The organism is Pseudoalteromonas sp. ASV78, from assembly GCF_047806705.1.
Lineage (GTDB): Bacteria > Pseudomonadota > Gammaproteobacteria > Enterobacterales > Alteromonadaceae > Pseudoalteromonas > Pseudoalteromonas prydzensis_A.
Genome location: NZ_JBLOPA010000002.1, coordinates 280,167 through 297,529, shown reverse-complemented (window position 1 = coordinate 297,529; position 17,363 = coordinate 280,167). Strand labels below are relative to the sequence as shown.

At 41.4% G+C, this 17,363-nt stretch carries 10 protein-coding genes; 1 reads left to right on the top strand and 9 read right to left on the bottom strand.

Features of this window, described 5'->3' with window-relative positions; translation table 11 throughout:
* Window positions 1–56: 56 nt before the first annotated feature.
* Window positions 57–1,484 (top strand): pectate lyase family protein, encoded by a 1,428-nt coding sequence (locus ACMVDV_RS19440; RefSeq protein WP_416159304.1) that lies wholly within the window; start codon window positions 57–59, stop codon window positions 1,482–1,484.
* Between the two features lie 75 nt (window positions 1,485–1,559).
* Here ACMVDV_RS19440 and ACMVDV_RS19435 read toward each other — a convergent pair whose 3' ends face one another.
* The 9 genes from ACMVDV_RS19435 to ACMVDV_RS19395 form a co-directional block, all read right to left on the bottom strand.
* The gene (locus ACMVDV_RS19435) at window positions 1,560–2,522 is read right to left on the bottom strand and encodes an alpha/beta fold hydrolase (RefSeq protein WP_416159303.1); all 963 of its coding nucleotides are present in this window, start codon (window positions 2,520–2,522) and stop codon (window positions 1,560–1,562) included.
* Window positions 2,523–4,190 (bottom strand): glycoside hydrolase 43 family protein, encoded by a 1,668-nt coding sequence (locus ACMVDV_RS19430; protein WP_416159302.1) that lies wholly within the window; start codon window positions 4,188–4,190, stop codon window positions 2,523–2,525. It abuts the gene before it with no gap.
* The gene (locus ACMVDV_RS19425; protein WP_416159301.1) at window positions 4,190–5,317 is read right to left on the bottom strand and encodes a glycoside hydrolase family 88/105 protein; all 1,128 of its coding nucleotides are present in this window, start codon (window positions 5,315–5,317) and stop codon (window positions 4,190–4,192) included. Before ACMVDV_RS19425 ends, ACMVDV_RS19430 begins: the two co-directional genes overlap by 1 nt.
* 197 nt (window positions 5,318–5,514) lie before the next feature.
* Entirely contained in the window at window positions 5,515–8,064 is a 2,550-nt protein-coding gene (locus ACMVDV_RS19420; protein ID WP_416159300.1) for a glycoside hydrolase family 88 protein, read from the bottom strand.
* A 49-nt stretch (window positions 8,065–8,113) separates the two neighbouring features.
* Window positions 8,114–9,562, bottom strand: coding sequence for a glucuronate isomerase (uxaC, locus tag ACMVDV_RS19415; protein ID WP_416159299.1), 1,449 nt, complete (start codon window positions 9,560–9,562; stop codon window positions 8,114–8,116).
* A 91-nt stretch (window positions 9,563–9,653) separates the two neighbouring features.
* Complete coding sequence (gene eda, locus ACMVDV_RS19410; RefSeq protein WP_416159298.1) at window positions 9,654–10,277, bottom strand: bifunctional 4-hydroxy-2-oxoglutarate aldolase/2-dehydro-3-deoxy-phosphogluconate aldolase; 624 nt, start codon at window positions 10,275–10,277, stop codon at window positions 9,654–9,656.
* Between the two features lie 13 nt (window positions 10,278–10,290).
* Window positions 10,291–11,763, bottom strand: a complete 1,473-nt coding sequence (locus ACMVDV_RS19405; RefSeq protein WP_304183900.1) for a glycoside hydrolase family 28 protein — start codon at window positions 11,761–11,763, stop codon at window positions 10,291–10,293.
* Window positions 11,764–12,090: 327 nt separating this feature from the next.
* Window positions 12,091–13,893 (bottom strand): rhamnogalacturonan acetylesterase, encoded by a 1,803-nt coding sequence (locus ACMVDV_RS19400; RefSeq protein ID WP_416159297.1) that lies wholly within the window; start codon window positions 13,891–13,893, stop codon window positions 12,091–12,093.
* Window positions 13,894–14,122: 229 nt separating this feature from the next.
* A complete protein-coding gene (locus ACMVDV_RS19395; protein WP_416159296.1) occupies window positions 14,123–17,146 on the bottom strand; it encodes a TonB-dependent receptor in 3,024 nt (1,007 codons plus the stop codon).
* Window positions 17,147–17,363: the final 217 nt, after the last annotated feature.

Sequence of the window (17,363 nt, the reverse complement as noted above, 5' to 3'; positions counted from 1 at the left end):
ATATTGACAATTTTTTATTTTAACCAGCATTAAAAACGCAATAGCCAAGGAACATTATGCAAGTTCTGAAGAATAATAATTTAAACTATCTCAATATCGTATTAATAAGCATCATTACTGTGTTGACGGTTTTTGTTTCGACTAATTTATACGCTGTACAAGTTAACACGCCATTGGCTTTTCCAACTGCAAAAGGATTTGGTAAATACGCGACCGGCGGCGTTGATGGCATAGTTTATAGAGTGACTACATTAGAAGATAACGTTGAAAAGCCGCAGCCAGGCAGTCTTCGCTATGCAATTAAACAAAAACATCCTCGCACTATCGTATTTGCGGTGTCGGGTGTGATCAAATTGGCAGGGGAGCTTAAAATATCACATGGTAATATCACCATTGCAGGGCAAAGCTCGCCAGGTGGGATTGCTATTGTCGGGGCTCCGGTTACGGTATCTGCCGCTGATAATGTGATTATTCGTTATTTGCGCTTTCGCTTAGGTACTTTTGGCTATGCCGATGATTCTTTAACGGTACGTAACAGTGAAAATGTGATTATTGATCATTGCTCATTAAGTTGGTCAGTGGATGAAACGGCGAGTTTTTATAATAATCGTAATTTCACACTACAAAACTCAATGATTTCGCACAGTTTAAGCCATTCCATTCACCCAAAAGGGGATCATGGTTATGGTGGTATTTGGGGCGGCGCAAATGCGAGCTTTATTAATAACATAATTGCCAATCATGCCAGTAGAACACCAAGGATCAATGGTCATCGGCTTAAATCACCGTACCCACAAAATGAAGAGTTTGTTGAGCTTATCAATAATATTATTTTTAATTGGGGACATAACAATGTGTATGGCTCAGAAAATGGTCGGTTTAATTTAATCAATAATTATTACAAACCCGGTAAAGCCAGCAAAATTATGCAGTTTGCCGATATTTGGTACTCCCCTGAGATAAAAGAAAATCAAGCCTATATCATGGGTAATACCATTGAGAATAATCCACAGCTAAGTGAGCATAACTACTTAGGTGTAAACTACCGTAAAGCAGTCAAAGCAAAGCGCACAAAGAGTGATGCAAAGAGCCCTTGGTTAACTGATCAAGCAATCATTACCTCACCCATGCAACAGACATTGGTCTATGTTAGTGCAGAGCAAGCATTTAACGATGCCAGCAAAGCGCAAGATATAGGTGCAAGTCGCAATGCAAATGGTCGATTTATTGATAATGTTGATAACTTAGTTTATCAGCAATTAACAGATGCTGTGCCAATCAAGAAAAACGGTTTAATTGACCACGAATTTGAATTAATAGGCGATTGGGATACTTATGAAAAGCAATTTTTAGGCTTTGCTGCAATCTCTGATACAGATCAAGATGGTGTGGATGATGACTGGCTAAAACAACATCAGCCACAATTTAAAAATGCCACTAAAGAGCAGGTTTTAGTGGCGTATTTAAACTCACTTAGCAACTAATAAAGCAAAAGCCACTTTAAGACTTAAATAGAATTGTTAAGTCAAAGTGGCTTTCGATTATAACTTCAATAGTGCTCAACGACTGTTAGCGAATTGTGCTGTTAAAAAGTCATCAATAACACCAGTCGTTGGCGTTAACCACGGCTGGAATAACCAAAAGGAATGCGGTGCGTCCTCGAATTGATAAACTTGGCTGGTTATATGCAGCTCTTTTAGCTTTAATATTGCGCTGTCTCGACCTGCGCGAAAGCGTGGCACTGAGCTGTTAATAAAGAGTGTCGCAGGCGCGTTTTTATCAATATAGAAAATAGGCGATGCGGCGCGCCAACGCTGTGGGATGCTTTCATAACGGCCCCCTAACCATTTACTGGCTGAAGTGACGGCTTTAGCTGGATTGTTTTCAAATGGTAATGCTTCAGCGGAGGTGAAATCACTTAGGCCATCTATGTTTATCAGCGCTTGGACATTAATTCGCTTCGAGGCAGTATCGGCATTATCAATAACCCCGCCGCTGTAGGCTAATAACGCAGCTAATTGGCCACCCGCAGAGCCTCCCGATAAAACAACTTTAGTGCTATCTATATTATACTGTCGCGCATTTTTTTTAAGCCAAAGTAATGCATCTTTTAAGTCTTCTACTGCAGCTGGGAAAGGTGCTTCACCACTGAGTCGGTAACTGGGGGTTGCAACAATATAGCCTCGCTCTACCAGCGTAATGGCAAGCGCGGTCATTAATGAAGGTGTACCAGACTGCCAGCCACCACCGTGTATTAATAGAATTAAAGGTGCTGTTTGAGTTTGCTGCTGTTGCTGGTAAATATCTAACGTTAACGCACTGGTCGCAGTTTGTTTGTAAACCAATGCTCTATGAGCGATCACAGAGTCAGGAAGTTTCGTTGCTGGCAGCTGCATTTGTGGATAGTGTTTGAGTAGTTTTTTATAAGTATTTTCAACGGTGTAATCAGCTGCTATGCATGGCTGAACACAGAGCAATAATATGGCAAAAAAGTTCAACTTTTGCTGTTTAAACATATTCATTTAATCCAAAGTGCTATAACGGGCATAGTCAAAATCGGCATAGCTGCTAGCGCCGGGAGTTTGCGACAGGCTAAATAAGCCTAACTTAGCACCGACCCAACGGCCTTTTTTAGCTTGGAAGTGCTCACCAATAATTTTAAATTCAGCGCTCGCATCGGTTCTATAACTAAAAATGGCGGTGGCGCCTGGTTGTAGAACGACTTTTAGTTCAAGATAGGGTTGTGTCAGTGGTTGTTGCTCTACGATACTTTCTTTACAGCCTTTTCTCGCATTAAAACAGTGCACATAGACTAGCTGTTGTTCGCCAGTAGAAGATGTTTTGATACCAATCCATGCATAGTCTTCACCAAATAAAATAACTCCTGAGGAACTAGCAGAGCTTGTTTTGTTGACCTGCAATGTGGTCGTAAAAGCAAATTGCTCTGCGGGAATTTTTTGTAGTAACAAAGAAGGCGTTGACCATAAATTAGTACTATTTTGGGCTGTAATTGGCTGCGAGTATAAGCGTAAAAAGCCGGGGTTGTCTGTCAGTGAATACCAGCTGCTACTTGGATTTGCATTCCATTGCCATAATAAGCTTAGCTCAGCGCTGTTGAATTCATCATTGTTCACTATGCTGGTGGGTTGTGGGCTAATTTTGCTTCGAGGTTTAGTGTGCTGTAAAACCGGTTGCCCAGTTCCATTACCATTTTTATCTATACCAATGATTGGCCAGTCATGCTCCCAGCGCATAGGTTGTAAATGGGTGATTCGGCCATACGCTTGTTTGCTTTGAAAGTGAATAAACCAGTCCTCAGCAAATTGGGTGTGAACCCACGCACCTTGATGGGGACCGTTGATCACTGAATTGCCTTGTGCCATTACAACTTTGGCTTCATAGGGGCCGGTAATTTCTGTTGCTCTAAATACCGATTGCCAGCCTAAATCTACGCCACCAGCGGGAGCAAAAATATAGTAATAGCCGTTGCGTTTGTAAAATTTAGGACCTTCAATGGTGCGATAACCTGGGTGATTTTTTCCATCGACAATATGTGTATATTTGTCGCTTACCCAACTTGCGTCATTGCTCATTTCCCGTAAAGTCAGCACATTATTAAAGCCAGCACGACTTTTTGCCCATGCATGTACTAAGTACGCTTTGCCATTGTCATCCCATAAAGGTGCAGGGTCGATCAATCCTTTTCCAGCTAAAATAAGCTGTGGGGTTGACCATGTTGCAGCTGGGTCCTTTGCAGTTGTAACGTAAATACCAAAATCAGGATCAGGGTAAAAAATCCAAAATTTATTATCATGAAAACGGATTGTTGGCGCCCATACGCCATTGCCATGTTGTACTTTTGCAAAATGGGCTTGTGGCAGCTGTATCGGCAGCGCATAATTAATTAACTGCCAGTTGACTAAATCGGTAGAATGTAAAATAGGCAAGCCAGGTGCGGAATTAAAACTAGATGCGGTCATGTAATAATGGCCATTTACGGCAACCACATCTGGATCGGAATAATCGGCATGTAAGATTGGGTTTTTATACTCGCCATTGCCGAGATCAGCTTGCCACGGATTTTGAGTTTGTTTTTGTGATAATAATTGTAACTCTTTTGCGTAACCTTGGCTGCTACTCAAGCAAACAACCAACAGCGCTAAATAGTAATAGTATTTGTTGTTTAGCATCAATTATTTCTCACTTCTAAACTGGCAAGAATAAAAGGGCCGACTGCTTTAGGATCGTTTGCTCGGACATTCTCACTAATATAATAAGCAAAGCTGCCATCACGGTATGGTTTACCGCCAAGTCCGGCAACTTCACATACTTGTTGGATTGATAAGGTGTTATCTGCTTCACGTTTGATAAAGTTGCTAATTACAGCATCAAAGGTATTTTTTGCAATTGCTTGGTAGCTATCAGGTAAGTAACCTTGATTTACACCTCGGGCAATCGCATAACTGAGCATAGCACTACCAGAGGATTCTAAATAATTACCGTCTAATTCAGCTTTATCTGTAACTTGAAACCACACTCCAGAGTCGGAGCGTAGCTTTAACATGTTATCAATCAATGCGGTAAAGCGTTGTGTTAGCCACGCTTTTTTCGGGTACTCATTCGGTAGTTGGTCTAACACATCGACCATTGCCATGGCGTACCAGCCGATAGAGCGCGACCAATGATTAGGCGATTGTCCGGTTTTTTTATCCGCCCAACGTTGTTGTTTTGACTCATCCCAACCATGCACGGGTAATGCGGTGTCGCTGCGATAAGTGTGTTGTTCAATTAATTCAAACTGCTTAATAACATCATCATACTGATTTGGCGTACCAAAGCGGCGGATATATTCGGCATAAAAGGGGGCTGCCATATATAAGCCATCAAGCCACATTTGCGAGGTATAGCGTTTTTTATGCCAAAATCCGCCATCTTGTGTGCGAGGTTGTAAGGCGAATTGTGCATAGAGGGTATCGAGGGCAAGACGATATTTACGGTCTTTGGTTTGATCAAACATAAAAAACAGTAACTTGCCCGCATTGAGCATATCGAGATTATATTTGCTCATTACATAGGTTTTAATACTGCCATCTTCCATTACTAACGCGTCTAGATATTCTTTAATGTAATTGAAATAGCGCTGCTCTGGTTGCTGCTGGTAGAGCTTGGCAAATGACAGTAACACTAAGCCATGGGTGTAGTCCCAGCGCGGTTCACTGCGCCAATCAATGGTGTACGCCTGTGGGTTGCGGATCATCTCTGACTCTGCCATTTGCACGGCATAGCTCAGTGAGCTGTTATCCTCTTGAGCAGACACATTTAGTATTGAGCAGCATAAGCAGTAGATAAAAAAAGAAATAATCTGTTGTTTAGAGGTGATTTTAATGGATTTCAATATACGCATCATAAATCCTTATGAGCTTAGTGTGCTGATGTTGTTGCAGGGAAGTGAGTGTTAGCCGGTAAGCAAAAATGCGATGGACTTTGCTTTCCGGCTGAATAATCTATGGCTGGTTAGTTGTTACCAGCTAGAAGCTTAGCTACTTCAAGGCTTGCTAGAATGAAGGGACCATTTCCTTTAGGATCATTTTTGCTGACCGGCTCGCTCATATAATAGTGATAACTACCATCACGACCAAAGCCAAGGCCTGCAACATAGCATTGGTTTGTCATACTGACCGTGCCATCGCTATGTACTAATGTAAATTGGTTAAGTAAACCTTGATACGCTGCAAGCGCAGTGTCTTGATAATCAGCATCGATATAGCCATTATTAAGTGCTTTGGCATAAAAGTAAGCAAACATCGCTGTTGCAGTTGATTCTTGATAGTTGCCTAAAGTCGTTGGTTTGTTTAAAACTTGCCACCATGTGCCGGTATCAGCATCTTGTACTTTGGCAATATCAGTGGCTAACTCTTGTACCATAGCGAGCAAGGTATCGCGTTGCTCTGTATTTGTTGCTGGGATGTAATCGAGTACATCAACTACCGCCATCGCGAGCCAGCCCATACCACGGCCCCAAAATTCTGCGGAAACACCGGTTTGTTTATTAGCCCACGCTTGTTGTTTAGATTCATCCCAACCGTGATAGTAAAGGCCCGTTTTTGGATCTCTAAGCACTTCACGAGTGAGTTTAAATTCCTTTACAACCTCAGCAAATGTTTCTTGCTGCTGGTGGCCCGTTTCAAATAAGCTACCGTACTGGGCTAAAAATGGCATACCCATATATACGCCATCTAGCCATAATTGATGTTGGTATTTGTTTTTGTGCCAAAATGCGCCTTGCGAGGTACGAGGCTGCTGCTGTAACTGAGTTCGCAGAGTCTGCGCAGCTGTTAAGTAATGCTGTTGCTTGGTATCTTGATATAACTGGATAAGGTTACGACCCGGTGGAATATTATCGATATTAAAATTGCTTTGTTTATAGGCGCTAATTTTCCCTTGTTGATCAATAAAGCTGCCAGTAACTTGGGCAATTACATCTTTATAAATTTGCTCATCCGTTGCCAGCCCTAATTGGTAGTATGCATAAGGCTGTAAGCCTATAATATCGTATTCAAACTTTGGGCTACGTTTACGATTAACGTCCCAGCCATTGGCATGATAGCTCAGTGTTTTTCTTTTCAGCTCCGAATCGGCAAGGGCACGCGCCCACTGAAGTGCTGACTTATCATTAAGCGGTTGTGTCGTTTTTTTTGCTGTTGCTGTGGTGTGCAAGGTAATGCGAGGTTTAATAGTCAATCTTTCAGCTTGTTGATCAAGGTACTCAATAAAGCTTTCTTTATCGTTGATACCACTTTCCGGTTGCCACACTGAGGCAAAATAGTAATCTACATGCTGTGTACTTTGCCCTTTTGGTTTTAGTACTGCAAGGTAGTTATTTTTATCTTGGCGTACGTCAATAACATCGCCTTTTTTAAAGAAAACCGCCATCCCTAAAGCTGATTTATCTAAACTTTGATTGCCCCAACTGGCAATATAACTGTAGCCATAATTACTTATTGCATCGAGATCACCTTGAATAAACTCAGTCTCAGGGTGTTTCACCACACCGGCCACTAGATTAGGCAAATCTTTATCAGTGCTTAGTTCTACATGTGCTAAACGTGAGCCGCCATGCATACTAATATTCGCGGTTAAATTTTGCTGTTGATAGCTGTTTTGCCAGCCTTGGTAATCAATTTGGATACTGGCGCGTAAATCGCCGTTTTCAACAATGCGTGCTGTGCGTTGGTTCACATCAGCGACATGTTCCAGCTCATCATTACTACCCATCAAACCAAATCCGCCAGCACCTAAAGAGTTGCCAACTTTAAGGATATCCATACCCCAGTCTTGTTTGTCATGATACGAAGAATAACCATCAAGGCCGACAGTATGCAGCACAGGCTTAGTTGTTAATTTACCGAAAATGTCAAAGCCATTGCGCCAATCGAGGTAAAAACGATAGCCGACTTTATCGGACTCAATACCTGGGCCTTCATAACGGATCCAATTTGAATGATCGGTGTAATAATCTGGTGGCGTTAACTCATCAACATTTTTAAATTCACCGCCGACATACTCTTGTTTACCTGTGCCAACTTGGTGTTTTGGCGGGCGTGAGTGTGGTTGCCATTGACCACCTTGTTTATGGGCAAGATCAGCTTGCACACGTTTTGTTTGTGCTGTGATTGGTGGCTTACTTTGCTGTGTAATAGTGACTTCAATCGGTTTATCATTTAAATCGACAATAAAATACACACCATCAAGTTCACCGTCCGAGTTAATATCTACTGCTTGGCTAGGTAACACTTGCTGCGCTGTTTTTACAGTTAAAGCCGCAGTTTGGCTAAGGCCTAAATCGTAATAGCTAAGATAGATTGGCTCATCAGGGCGTTTAAACGAAGATGGATTAACAATGTCCACTTTAGCAACTAATGCGCTACTGAGGGCGTTAGTCTCACTTGCTTGCAATGGTGCTTTAAGGTCAGCTTGTTCTTGGCATGCAGCCAGTAAAAGGCTAGAGCTTAGAGCTGTTCCCATCATAATACGCTTTGATAACAGTGATGTTTTTAAAGTCATGGTGTGTCCTCAATGGTTGAGCCACTTAAATTAAGTGGCTCTATTATTGTTATCTATCGAGATTATATGCTTTTTTCACTAGCCCATAGGTTAGTTGATAAGCCAGAGTCTGCGCGGTACTTTCGCTAATTTGATGATTCGCTACAAGTTCTGCCAAATAACGACAGTCAACACGGCGTGCAACATCATGACGAGCAGGTATCGATAAAAATGCCCGAGTGTCATCATTAAACCCAACAGTATTGTAAAAACCTGCTGTTTCAGTTGTTTGCTGTCTAAAACGTAGCATACCTGCAGGGCTGTCATGGAACCACCACGCCGGGCCTAATTTCAGGCTAGGGTAGTGACCGGCCAGTGGCGCAAGTTCACGGCTATAGGTAGTTTCATCCAAGGTAAACAAGATAATCTTTAGATCAGGATGATTGCCGTATTTACTCAGTAATGGTTTTAGCGCATTAACGTACTCAGTTTGGCTTGGGATATCACAGCCTTTATCTCGGCCAAATTGATCGAATACTGCTTGGTTATGATTACGATGCGCACCAGGGTGAATTTGCATCACTAGGCCATCTTTAATGCTCATACCTGCAAGTTCAGTAAGCATTTGGCCTCGGAATAACTCTTGCTCTTGCTCAGATGAGTTGCCTGTTCGGCATTTTTCAAATAATGCTTCGCACTCAGCTGTCGTTAAGTCAGCAGTTAATGCAGTAGGGTGGCCATGATCGGTGGCCGTTGCACGCCCTTCAACACGAAAGTAATCACGACGTATTTGAATTGCCGCTAAATAACCTTGCCAAGTGGTTGTATCTTGGTCGGTTATTTCACCGAGTTTAGCAACGTTGTCGATAAAATCTTCACGGCTAGCATCAACCACATCATCAGGTCTAAAGGTGGTGATCACACGTTTTGCCATCGCAGAGCCTGCAATTGCACGGTGGTGCGGGAGTTGATCAAGAGCCCCTTCGGTTGTGGCTATTAGTTCAATGTTAAAGCGGTCCATCAATGCATGCGGCGTAAACTCGGGTGTTGCTAATGCGGCAGTAATTTTTTGATAGTAGTGTTGTGCATTTTCAGCGCATAGTTTTTCAGTAAAACCAAATACATCACTAAATACCGCATCAAGCCAATAGCCGCTTGGCGTGCCAGCATAGAGATGATAGTTATCAGCAAAAATTTGCCATACTTTTTCAGGCTCAGCTGCTTTAGAGCGAGCCATATCGCCTTGCAGGCCATGCTCTGGCACGCCTAAATCAGTCATTGGGATACCTTGACTGTAGAGCATTCTAAACACATAGTGATCGGGTTTTATAAATAGCTCGGTGGCATTGCCGAAGTTTTCATTTTCATTAAACCAACGAGGATCAGTGTGACCGTGCGGACTAATAATCGGTAAGTCTTTAATTGATTCGTATAACTTTCTAGCGATTGCAACGACAGTAGGATCGCTTGAAAACAAACGATCTGGGTGCAATTCTAAAGGTTCAATATTGCTAGACATGGAAGATTCCTTAACTGTTCTTTTTACTGTTAGCCACCGGTGGCATTTAAAGGTGAATTACACTGACATCGCGTGGCAGTCAATATATGTATTAGTTGCTATTAAGAACCTGAAGACAGGCTTGGGTTATTTTTTCATAGTCTTTATTTTGCACCCATTGTGGTTGTGCAACCCAAGTGCCACCCACCGCCATCACATTATTAAGCGCTAAATAGTCTTTGAAATTTTGCTCATTAATGCCGCCTGTTGGGCAAAAGCGAATATCTGCAAATACGCTGCTTACTGCTTTTAAAAACTGCTCGCCACCACATAAAGAAGCAGGGAATAGCTTTTGCTCAGTAAAGCCATATTCTTTAGCGAGTAAAATATCTGCGGTGTTTGATACACCTGGCACAACGGGGACGGGGGATTGCGTGAGCGCATCTAATAATCGTGATGATACGGCCGGCGTGACAATAAAATCACTGCCTGCCGCTATACTTTTTGCAAGTAAAGCTTGATCGGTAATAGTACCGGCGCCAACAGATAAATCAGGCAATGCTTTTTTAATCGCAATTAGCGCGTCAAGTGACGCAGAAGTACGCAACACAACTTCAACTAAATGAATGCCAGCCTTGTGCATCGCCGTCGCAATGGCGACACCTTCTTCACTACTATTTGCTTGTATAATAGGCAAAATTTGTTGCTTGCCTAATAATGTTGAAAACGCGTTCATTCAGCGGGTCCTATTATGATTGTTGTAATTGAGCCATCGTCAGTGGCTGTTTGTTTAATGTGACATTATCCAAACTCATATTATTTACATGAGCAACGATTGACTTACTGCCTGCTTGGTCAAAATGACAGTCTGTAAAATGAATATCATTGATTGGCGCACGTTCAAAACCATTAAGATAAAACGCTTTGCTTAACACATTTTGACAATGTAAATTCTCAATCTGGATATCACGCACAATAGGGTCGAACTGTCCCGCATCACCTTCTTCATAGTAGAAATTGATCACAACAGCGTTTTTGACTGTGCCGACCTCTATATTACGGATACGAATATGCTCAATTAAACCACCACGCACTGAGTTGGTTTTAATGCGAATAGCTCGCTCTAAATGGGGGCTGTCCATGGTGCAATTTTGCACAAACACATTGTTTACGCCACCTGAAATTTCACTACCAATAACCACGCCACCGTGGCCTTCTTTCATATGGCAGTTTTCAATGACAATATTTTGTGACGCCACACCGACACGGCGACCATCTGCATTTCGTCCTGATTTAATCGCAATACAATCATCACCAGTATCAAACACGCAGTTTTTAATGTGTACGTGGTCGCAACTTTCTGGATCGCAACCATCAGAATTTGGCCCGTGGCTTGAAAAATTAACGTTATCAACCGTGACGCTTTGGCATAAAACTGGGTTAACTAGCCAAAATGGTGAGTTTTTAATTGTCACTCCTTCAATTAAGATGTTGTTACACTTGTACGGTTGAATAAAAGGAGGGCGTAAATAGGCACCAGTGCTATAGATACGCTCGCTGACAGGCACACCGGCTTCGGCATCAACCATCAACTTATTACGTGCTTCACGCTGATGCAATACTTTACCTTGGGCGTCTTTTTCAAGTTGCCAATGACCTTCCTTATGTGGACCTTTCCAAGGCCACCATGTTTGGTTATCAGCATTGCCTTGCAGGGTACCTTTACCTGTGATGGCAATGTTTTCTTGCTCATAAGCATAAATTAGTGGCGAATAGCCCATCATTTCTAAGCCTTCCCAACGGGTAAATACTTCTGGTAGGTAATGATTAGGATCAGTGCTGAAACTCAGTGTTGCATTATTACTTAGGTGCAAATTAACATTTGAAAGTAAATGAATAGCACCGGTTAAATAGGTGCCATCTGGAATGTATACCTGACCACCTCCTTGTGCGTGGCAGGCTTCAATGGCGCTTTTAATTGCCTGTGTACAATCGAATTGACCATTTTCTTTAGCACCAAAGTCTTTAATATTAAATTGTTTCGCAGGGAAAGTCGGGACGACTATTTCGGCTTTTATTTGCTCTGCCATTTGCCAATCGTCGGCGCTAATGGGCGCGTCAAAAACATTGAGTAAAGGTGCTGACTGACAGCCCATTAAAGTTGCTGTTACCAAAGTGCTAGAAGCTAAGGCTTTGAGAAAATAGCGTCGTTGATTATTCATCTTGTATCCTGCTGCTGTATATTGGAATTATTATAATAGACTAACATTAGCAGTTGTTGCTACCGGTGGCAATAGTGTTTTATTATGAACTTTAAAATAGTCCGGAGTTTATTATTTAATAAAAATTTATTTAGCAGAACGTAGCAAACGCGGTGCTCGTCTTGTGCGGGAAGTATAAACGCGGCTGGTGAAAAGCAGGTAATCGAATTAAATAATAGAGTATAGGGTTTGATTATTTCAACCTCATTAACTTCATCGTGAAGTTAATGAGCTTATTATTGAATTACTTTCTATTAAATACCGTTGAAGTGGTCATTTTTTATTAACTTAATCACCAGAAAGTCCGGATACTTTTACATCGTATACTGCTAGGTATTTACCGGTCGTATCTGCACCAGCCGCATTGTATGGGTAAATACGTATATACAGCTTGTTTTCAGCAAGTACTTGTATAGTAACGTTATATTCAGTGAGTAACATAGTGTCTTTTGAAAACGAAATAGGATCCTCATTTAATGATACAGGGTTACTAAAGTCGCTATTAAATGAATATTGTATATCGGCTTGTACCGTAGAACCCCCGCTGGTAGTCATCCATGCTGAAATAGTATCGATAGAAAATGTTTGGGTCGCGGCAGTAACGGCAAACTCTAGATACTTATCATCATTTTTAGAGACTAAATCAGGACCATAAACCCTAAATCTTGCTACTCCTGTGTCTTGTTCGTTCACAGCAAATGTTTTAACTGACCCTGTATCTAAATTCACAACGTTCGCGTCTTGTGCGGTGATTGGACCATCTGTTAATGCTGCTAATGCGCCTCCTTCAGTAAACCAACGGCTATATGCGGGTAGACCATTGCCAACAGCAACGCCGTTACCTGAAACATTCACCGTGCCTAAATCAATCCCACCAGCAAAAAAGCTAATACTATCATTGAAAGATTTTTCAGAATAAGGAGTGAACTGAACATACATTTTTTCAGTGAATGCACCATTTTCATAAGGAACGGTTAATATCGTTGTCCAGTTAGTTGAATCCGGAGCATTACTTAATAAAAATCCATCAGGTGCGGTTGCCACTAAATTACCCGTGTTAGGGCTTAAATCAAATGCTGATAACGTTAATGTTTTCACGTTAGCGACACCAACATAACGATCGTTCCATTGCAGTGTTTCAGGGCTAGAAATAAAAGAAGTCGCTTCAATAATATAATCAGTTAAGACCTCTTGCTGTTGCAAACTTTTCATAGCAGCTTTAGCTATTAAAGTAGCGAAAAGTACTTGAGGGTGGGTGCTGTCTGCTGAAATATAGAGTGATTCAGTCGCGGCTTGATCACCGTATTTTTCAACAATTGCCTTTGTTTGCGCGGTTAAATCAACCATAGGAACGTCTAATAATACCGCGACTTCCTTCATAGCCGCAGGATAATTACCACGAGCAAAAAGCTCTCCTGTGTTAACCGATTCAAGATCATGTAGCCCTGAATTTCTAATACTTGCGCCGCTAAAATATTTACGCACAATAGGGGTCATTAAAATGGGCACTGCACCTCGCTCTCGTGCTTCTTTTACATATTTTTTAAGAAATTGATAATAAGAGTGTTCGGTATCAAGGCAATCCTCACCATTGCTAGTGCCATCGCTACAGTATGCATAAGTGCCAAATTCTTCATAAGCATCTCCTAATTTTTGATCATTATGACCAAATTGAATAATTAGGTAATCACCCGTTTTTATTGTTTCTTTAACTAAGTTCCAAAGACCATCTTCGTAATAAAAACTACGAGAACTTCTGCCACCACGGGCCCAATTTCTAACGGTTGCTTTGTCACTCACGAACATCGGAACCTGTTCACCCCAGCCTGCTTGTGGTTTACGCGATTGGTCGTACTCAGTCATAGTAGAGTCACCAATCATATGAATGGTGATATCAGCAATTGGATCAACCGGAGGCTCTGGATCTACAGGCGGTTCAGGTTCTACTGGGGGCTCTGGGTCAACAGGGTCAGTAATTACAGGGTCAGTCACTATTGGGTCAATATTAATGGAGTCATCTGATGAACCTCCGCATGCACTTAAATAAAAGCATACTAAAAGTATTGATAATTGTTTGAGAAGTATTTTCATGTTTCTAATACCTTATTGTTATAAGCACACTGTGTTAACTCAAATGGTTGTCGAGCAAATTTAGTGAGCAAGATTTTCAGTTTCTTGTTCTTATATTTATGAGTAGGGTAAAACTGAAAGTTTTGTTAAAATCAAACCTATCAGTCTCAACTGAAAACCATCAATGATGCAGGGGAGACAATTATAGAGAGGGCACAACCCCATAAAATGAGGTTGTGTTTTTATTAAGTTAGAATGTACCTCTAAGGCCAACTAAGAACTGGCGACCTGATGACAGGTTTTCGTAAGGGCGTGGCGTGTAAATATCATTCCACATAGCTTGTTTTTCATCTGTTAAGTTAACAGCTTCAAACGACAGGCTCATTTTCTCAGTTAACTTATAACGAGCAGAGAAATTAAGCTTTGCTTTTGCATCATAACCACGCACAAAGGTTGACTCATCTTTATACTCGTTTAAGTACTGTTTGTTATAGCCACCACGGTAGTTATAAGAAAAGCGAGCAGACCAGTCTTCGACCTGATAATACAAGGTAATATTATAGGTATTCTTAGATGTTTCTTCTTCAACTAAGTTAAGCGCAGTGCCATAGAATGGATCTTCTATATCGCGTGTATAGTCAATATAGGTGTAGTTAGTTTGTAAACCAAGGCCATTAAATGGCTCTGGTAAGAAGCTAAATGGCTGTTGATAAATAAATTCCGCACCCCACATGCCTTCAGCATCGGTATTAACCAGCTGTGTTACTTGCCACGTTACAGTACTTGGATCTGTCTCACCGAGGTCAATACCAAGAGCTGCTAATTCAGCTTCCGAGAATACTTCTTCTGTTGTCTCTTTAGTTAAACCTGAAATGTTTTTAAAGAATAGTGATGTCGCAATCAGTGATTCTTCAGCAAAGTACCATTCTAAACCAACATCATATTGTTTGGCTTTATAAGGTTGAAGTGAAGGGCCGGCTCCCATCTTAATAGTCGCGGCTGGATCATCAATACTCGGTGTATTAACACTGATTGAAGAACGCAGATCAGAGAGTTTAGGGCGAGTAATTGCGTGTGAATAACTAAAACGGCCGACTAAGTCTTCAGTGATATCGTAAGCAAGGTTTAATGAAGGTAGCCATTCATCACCTTTACTTGTTGACTCACGCCAGCCGTAGCCAGTAGCATAGTTAGCACCATCACCTCGTCCCGCTGTGAAACCATCTTTGTAAATATGATCTAAATTTACGATACGGCTAGTGTTGCTATTATCTACGTAACGAACACCAATATTACCTCGTAACTCACTATCAAATATGTAGTTTCTGAAGTCTAGTTGAACGAATGCGGTGGTAACTTCTTCTTTAATATAATAAGTACGTCTGAAATCTTCTTTGGCTTGAAAAAAGTCTTCGCCAGAGAAAGCGCTATACATGGCATTATAATCAGGTGCCAGCCAGGTACTACTGTTAAGCGTAGAAGTCGCTGGAATTGAGGCATTATTACCAAAGCTTACGCCTTGATCGTCTAAAGTGGTATTAAACAAGTTGCCATCAATTGAGGTTGGATCTAAATACATTACACGTTCTTCGGCGATTTCGCCGGATGTTTTGTTTGTTTCTGTATCGATATCACGCCAGTTGTTTAAATTATAATGTTGCTCTGTTTCAAAACTACGTTGCCCTAAACCAAACTTAACCGTGTATTCATCATTTATTTCATAGGCGAAATCTATGCGAATTGTTTTGTTCTCACTTTCAATCGTTTGCGAACGATTACGCACTAAACCTGCTGTGTAATTACTTGCATCCGTCATAAGCGAAGCGACTTGCTCTTTACTGTAGTTAGCCCCTGGAGCTTGACCAGCTGCAAATGCAAAAGCGGGCATAGTGCTGTTCAACTCACCACTGCCAATTGCTTGTCCGCCAGGGTTATTAAGTAAAGACAGCGGGTCGATATTATTATCAAAACTATAAGCCACAGTTGATGCGTTACTATCGAGTGCAAAGGTGGTCATATTTGGCACATCTAAATCCGATTTACCTTGGCCAATTAGGAAGTTCATTTTAAAACGGTCGCTAATAAACCAATTACCAGTAAAACTAATCTGATCAAATGTTGATTCAGATGCATCTCTACGGGCTTCTGAACGAATAATTGCATTTGACAAAGCACCCGCAACGATAGTGTTATTCCCATCAACAGCAATATTCTCAGGCACAATGTCTTTTTGATCACGTAGTAATACTTCGTAGTGATATTCTTCCATATTATTATCTAGGCTTGCATGCAGCACATCTAAGTTGAAAGAAAGATCATCAGTAGGCGCGTATTGCAGGGCTAATGTTGCACCAAGGCGCTCTTGCTGCTTCGAATACAAAGAATAACGTGGAATTCGCGGTAAATATAACCCATCTAAGTTTTCGTTAGTGTAATTACCATTTGGTACCAGTAACGTTTTTGGTGCAACAGTAAGGTAATTTGAACCACCTTGACTTACTGGTAGGCCGCCATCAACAAACCCAGGGTTGTTTACTGTCCAACGTCCGGTTGATGACCCTTCACTTTGCACTGTGCCATCTGAGTAGGCAACCGATGCAAGTACACCAAACTTATTATCCCAGTTATTGCTAAGCATAAACGAAGCGCGCGGCGAGACATCTTCATCCACATCACTGTATCGCGCATTGATATTGTAAGCACCTTTAAAACCGTCGTATTGGAATGGACGGGCTGTTTGTAAATTAACATTGCCCGAAATACCACCATCTTCAAGTTCAGCAGAAACAGTTTTATTAATATCTATTTGGGTAAACAGTTCAGAGGCGAATACATTATAATCAAACGCGCGAGATGTATTTGAGCCGCCCGCGGCATCTGTTGCAGCGCCAGCAGATGCCGACTCCATACCATTTATTGTGGTTTTAACGTAACGAGAACCGAGGCCGCGAATGGTGATTTGACGTCCTTCACCGGCATCTTCTTCAATAGAAATACCGGGTACACGTGAAAGTGAGTCAGCCACATTTAAGTCTGGAAATTTACCAATATCTTCTGCAATGATAGTCTCACGCGTACCCACGGCTTCACGTTTTGACATTAAAGCGGCATTGATACTACCGCGAAAACCTTTTACTTCGATCACTTCAAGTTGATCATCAGCAACAGCTTCATCTTGAGGCGCTGCATATGCTAAGCCACTGGTCAATGCGCCACTGAGTATTAAATTGGTCATTAACTTATTAAGTTTAAAATTGTGTGTGCTGGTTGTCATAGTGGTTCCACGTTCTACTTATTGTTATTAAGTTAACATGACTTAAAAGAGAGTGTTTGTCATGTACTTGTTTTGATTCTTATTGTACCTAACCTCATAATCCATAATGGGAAAAACAACGAGAAAGCAAGTAGCAAAGTATTGATGAATTGTTTTGCTACCGGTGGCACAAAATGGAAAGTATAGTGTTATTGATGGCATGTCAAACGAAAAACAT

Excerpts from the sequence above, each read along its gene's own strand:
- ACMVDV_RS19440 (WP_416159304.1), top strand. The coding sequence starts at position 57 with ATGCAAGTTCTGAAGAATAATAATTTAAACTATCTCAATATCGTATTA.
- ACMVDV_RS19435 (WP_416159303.1), bottom strand. The coding sequence starts at position 2,522 with ATGAATATGTTTAAACAGCAAAAGTTGAACTTTTTTGCCATATTATTG.
- ACMVDV_RS19430 (WP_416159302.1), bottom strand. The coding sequence starts at position 4,190 with ATGCTAAACAACAAATACTATTACTATTTAGCGCTGTTGGTTGTTTGC.
- ACMVDV_RS19420 (WP_416159300.1), bottom strand. The coding sequence starts at position 8,064 with ATGACTTTAAAAACATCACTGTTATCAAAGCGTATTATGATGGGAACA.
- uxaC (WP_416159299.1), bottom strand. The coding sequence starts at position 9,562 with ATGTCTAGCAATATTGAACCTTTAGAATTGCACCCAGATCGTTTGTTT.
- eda (WP_416159298.1), bottom strand. The coding sequence starts at position 10,277 with ATGAACGCGTTTTCAACATTATTAGGCAAGCAACAAATTTTGCCTATT.
- ACMVDV_RS19405 (WP_304183900.1), bottom strand. The coding sequence starts at position 11,763 with ATGAATAATCAACGACGCTATTTTCTCAAAGCCTTAGCTTCTAGCACT.
- ACMVDV_RS19400 (WP_416159297.1), bottom strand. The coding sequence starts at position 13,893 with ATGAAAATACTTCTCAAACAATTATCAATACTTTTAGTATGCTTTTAT.
- ACMVDV_RS19395 (WP_416159296.1), bottom strand. The coding sequence starts at position 17,146 with ATGACAACCAGCACACACAATTTTAAACTTAATAAGTTAATGACCAAT.